Here is a 2900-nt window from a genome sequence, read left to right on the forward strand (position 1 = left end):
CGAAATGAACTCTGGGTCCTGGATGCCTTTGAGTAATTTTCAATCTCTTTTAAAGTGACAGATTTACCATCTCCGATACTATAAAAAAACCAGTTAATTAAATTTATTTCATGTTGTTTTAGAGTAGTAATATCCTCGTTTAACAGGATAAACCTGTAATCCTTCTTCTTAATCCAACCGCCGCTTGTTGTCTCCTCAAACTGCAGATATTTCCTTCGGGTCAGGTCCATCAATGTGGCCATAATATCTTTGGTAACTGCACCCTGGATACTCATTAAATGACTCAATACTGCCGGGGTAATATCTGAAGGCAGCTCCCGGTAATAATCCAGTTCCATTTCCGGTTTTAGTTCCCGGTCATATTTAAAATACATGCGAATAGCATTTATAATATTTAATATTATGATAACTGGTATCAGCAGTAAACCTAAAATCACAAAGACATTTTGCCTGCCTGATCTTTCTGCCCATGCCAATTCTTCCTGCATGATTTGTGCATATTGATCTTTGTTAACTATCCTACCGGCATCGGGCACAAAATCAGTGGGAAAGAGAACCCTTGCCTCTACCATCTCATTTGCTGACAAACTATCTACCTCGTACAGGACAACTCCTCTGTCTAATATAGTTACCTGACCCTGTGATGGACCGTGACCAAAAACTTTTAGATCCTCAGTCTCGGTATTGATTTTCTTTCCCGGGAAAGTTATTTCAATCTGTATCCGTTGAATCGGCGAGCTGTTGCTCTGATCAAAAAATTTCCAGTAAAATTCAGCAATATCATTATATTTTGTAATCACATTCTTCAGTTGATATTCCAGCAAAAAGGATTTTCTCTCATTGGCAGATTGATCATAAATTCGGAAGGTAACCATATTACCTTCTGTTTCACGTGTAATGTCTAATGCTTTTTTCTGTGGAAGATACTGTGATGCTCTGAAATACTCCAATCCATCAGAACCTGTAAGCCCAATACTTCTAATAATACCATTAAAGCTTCCACTAAACTCATAGGTAAATATTTCGCTGACCCGAACATCTCCGTTTTCCAATATCTCTACCTGAGCCTGATAATCGGTGATCTGAAAACTTCGATCCTGTTGAGCAAGACTAGAAGCTGTGGAACCTAATAATAGAAAAAATATAATATAGATTATAAGTAATATTTTTGCTTTGTTAAAAACCATTCTTTTATTTTCAACTCCTCAAGGTTGGTAATTGAATAAATATTTTTACTTCTACAAAGTATCAGAATATTTAAATTTTTATGAATAACATTATACTACAAAAAGCTAAAATAAAGTATAAAAACCTTTAAAGCATCTGTGATGCTTTCTGCCCCTGACACAGTAATTAATTAAGATATTTTGTTAGACAGTATCTACAAAGGTAAAACAGAAATAGTAGACAATCCAATTCCCGGATTAGAACCAACTGCTCCAAAACCGGCTTCACAAATTAATACTGAAGTCACCGGTACACCATACATGCTCGCCATATTCTGGATTGTACCCAGCCTGTCAGAATTGTTAACAATCAATTCCATTGCCCTGATCAGAGAACTGGTCCATTCGCTGCCTGCATCAGAAGGATTAATATCATCAAATGAATCCCATTCATCTACATCTGTGGTTGCCCCTTCGTCTGAGGCACAGGCAGTCTGAATAACATGAACATTATCAAGAGTATTCAAATTATCGACAAAACTGCCGCTATTGTTTATACTTTTTTATTAATAAAAACAAGATATAAAGGGGATGCAAAATTGGTAAAATGATTTACATCCCCTTTCACTTATCTAGTTATTATTGTAATAAATAAATATTACCAAGGTATGGCATAAGTAGTGTTAAGCTCATTAACTGGAGTAATTTCCCCGGTACTACCATCAAAGGTAAATACTTTCCAAGTTAGGGAATTCTCTGGTATCCCAACTGACTCCAAATCCACTGTAGCATCCGTAACATCAAATGTTGCCAGCAATGAATTGATAGTAGTATCATAAACATTTACTTCACAAGAGCTCATATCTGTATATGTCACATCACCATAGTTAGACATAGTCTTTACAAAGTAATAATATGTGCCGGGAATAAAAGTATCAACCACTGTTGTCACAGTCTTATCCTCTCCAGATTCACCCCATCCAAAATCCTCGGCAGTGGTCGTAACACCGTTAGGGTCTATTAAGCTTGTTTGAAAACAAATATTATAGCTAGTAGAATCCCCCATATAAGTTCCCCAGGACAAAACAATGCTGATTGGTACAGCTTCCCCGCCCTCTTCACCAAATGGTAAATTTGCCTGTGCATGATCCGGAACATTCGCTGTTGCCTGCTGGTTATCCAGTGCCTGCTGCGGCATTGAGTCTGGTTTTTTCCTTTCCAGTTCCAATGAAATGTTTGGAGCTATCTCCGAACAGCCAACAATAAGCATCATTGTAAGCACAATAACTAAAATACCGATAAATGATTTTTTATTGAACATTTTTATACTCCTTTTTCAAATTTAAACAGAATAAATTATTTTGATTGACACTTAATAGCACAAAACAATAATTTTTATCCTTACATTCAATATTGAAAAGTTGGGAGTCTGGCTGTCTTCTCAATGCAGAGTTGAGATAGACCCATGACTTTGCGGCCTATCCTTTTAGATAGTGTGCTCTTTTCATCCTTTCTGACTGGCTGGCAGCATCCCCTTTCTTTTTATATGTATAGAAAAAATAGAAAAAAATCTATAGTTGTATTATGATACTCTTAAAAATGGCTTCTTCTAATGTAATATATTTAAAGAAAATAGAAAATAAAAAAGATGATCCTGGGGCAAAAAGCAGGTAGTCCGGCAGTCCCATTGAGGGGAATCATGGAGAGGGACCCGTAACTTTGCGTCCCATCGTT

The 2900-nt window shown here is 36.6% G+C and carries 3 protein-coding genes and 1 riboswitch; all 3 genes read right to left on the reverse strand.

Translation table 11 applies throughout. The features are described from left to right. Window positions 1-1187 (reverse strand): DUF2207 domain-containing protein (locus tag PHQ99_08525; protein MDD4289616.1); only part of this gene is annotated, 1187 nt, incomplete at its 3' end. Window positions 1188-1381: 194 nt separating this feature from the next. Then, entirely contained in the window at window positions 1382-1693 is a 312-nt protein-coding gene (locus tag PHQ99_08530) for a hypothetical protein (protein ID MDD4289617.1), read from the reverse strand. A 131-nt stretch (window positions 1694-1824) separates the two neighbouring features. Beyond that, window positions 1825-2487 (reverse strand): hypothetical protein, encoded by a 663-nt coding sequence (locus PHQ99_08535; protein ID MDD4289618.1) that lies wholly within the window; start codon window positions 2485-2487, stop codon window positions 1825-1827. A gap of 99 nt (window positions 2488-2586) precedes the next feature. Continuing rightward, window positions 2587-2676: riboswitch (cyclic di-GMP riboswitch) on the reverse strand. Window positions 2677-2900 lie beyond the last annotated feature (224 nt).

This window comes from Atribacterota bacterium, assembly GCA_028703475.1.
Lineage (GTDB): Bacteria > Atribacterota > Phoenicimicrobiia > Phoenicimicrobiales > Stramentimicrobiaceae > JAQVMU01.

Excerpts from the sequence above, each read along its gene's own strand:
- PHQ99_08535 (MDD4289618.1), bottom strand. The coding sequence starts at position 2,487 with ATGTTCAATAAAAAATCATTTATCGGTATTTTAGTTATTGTGCTTACA.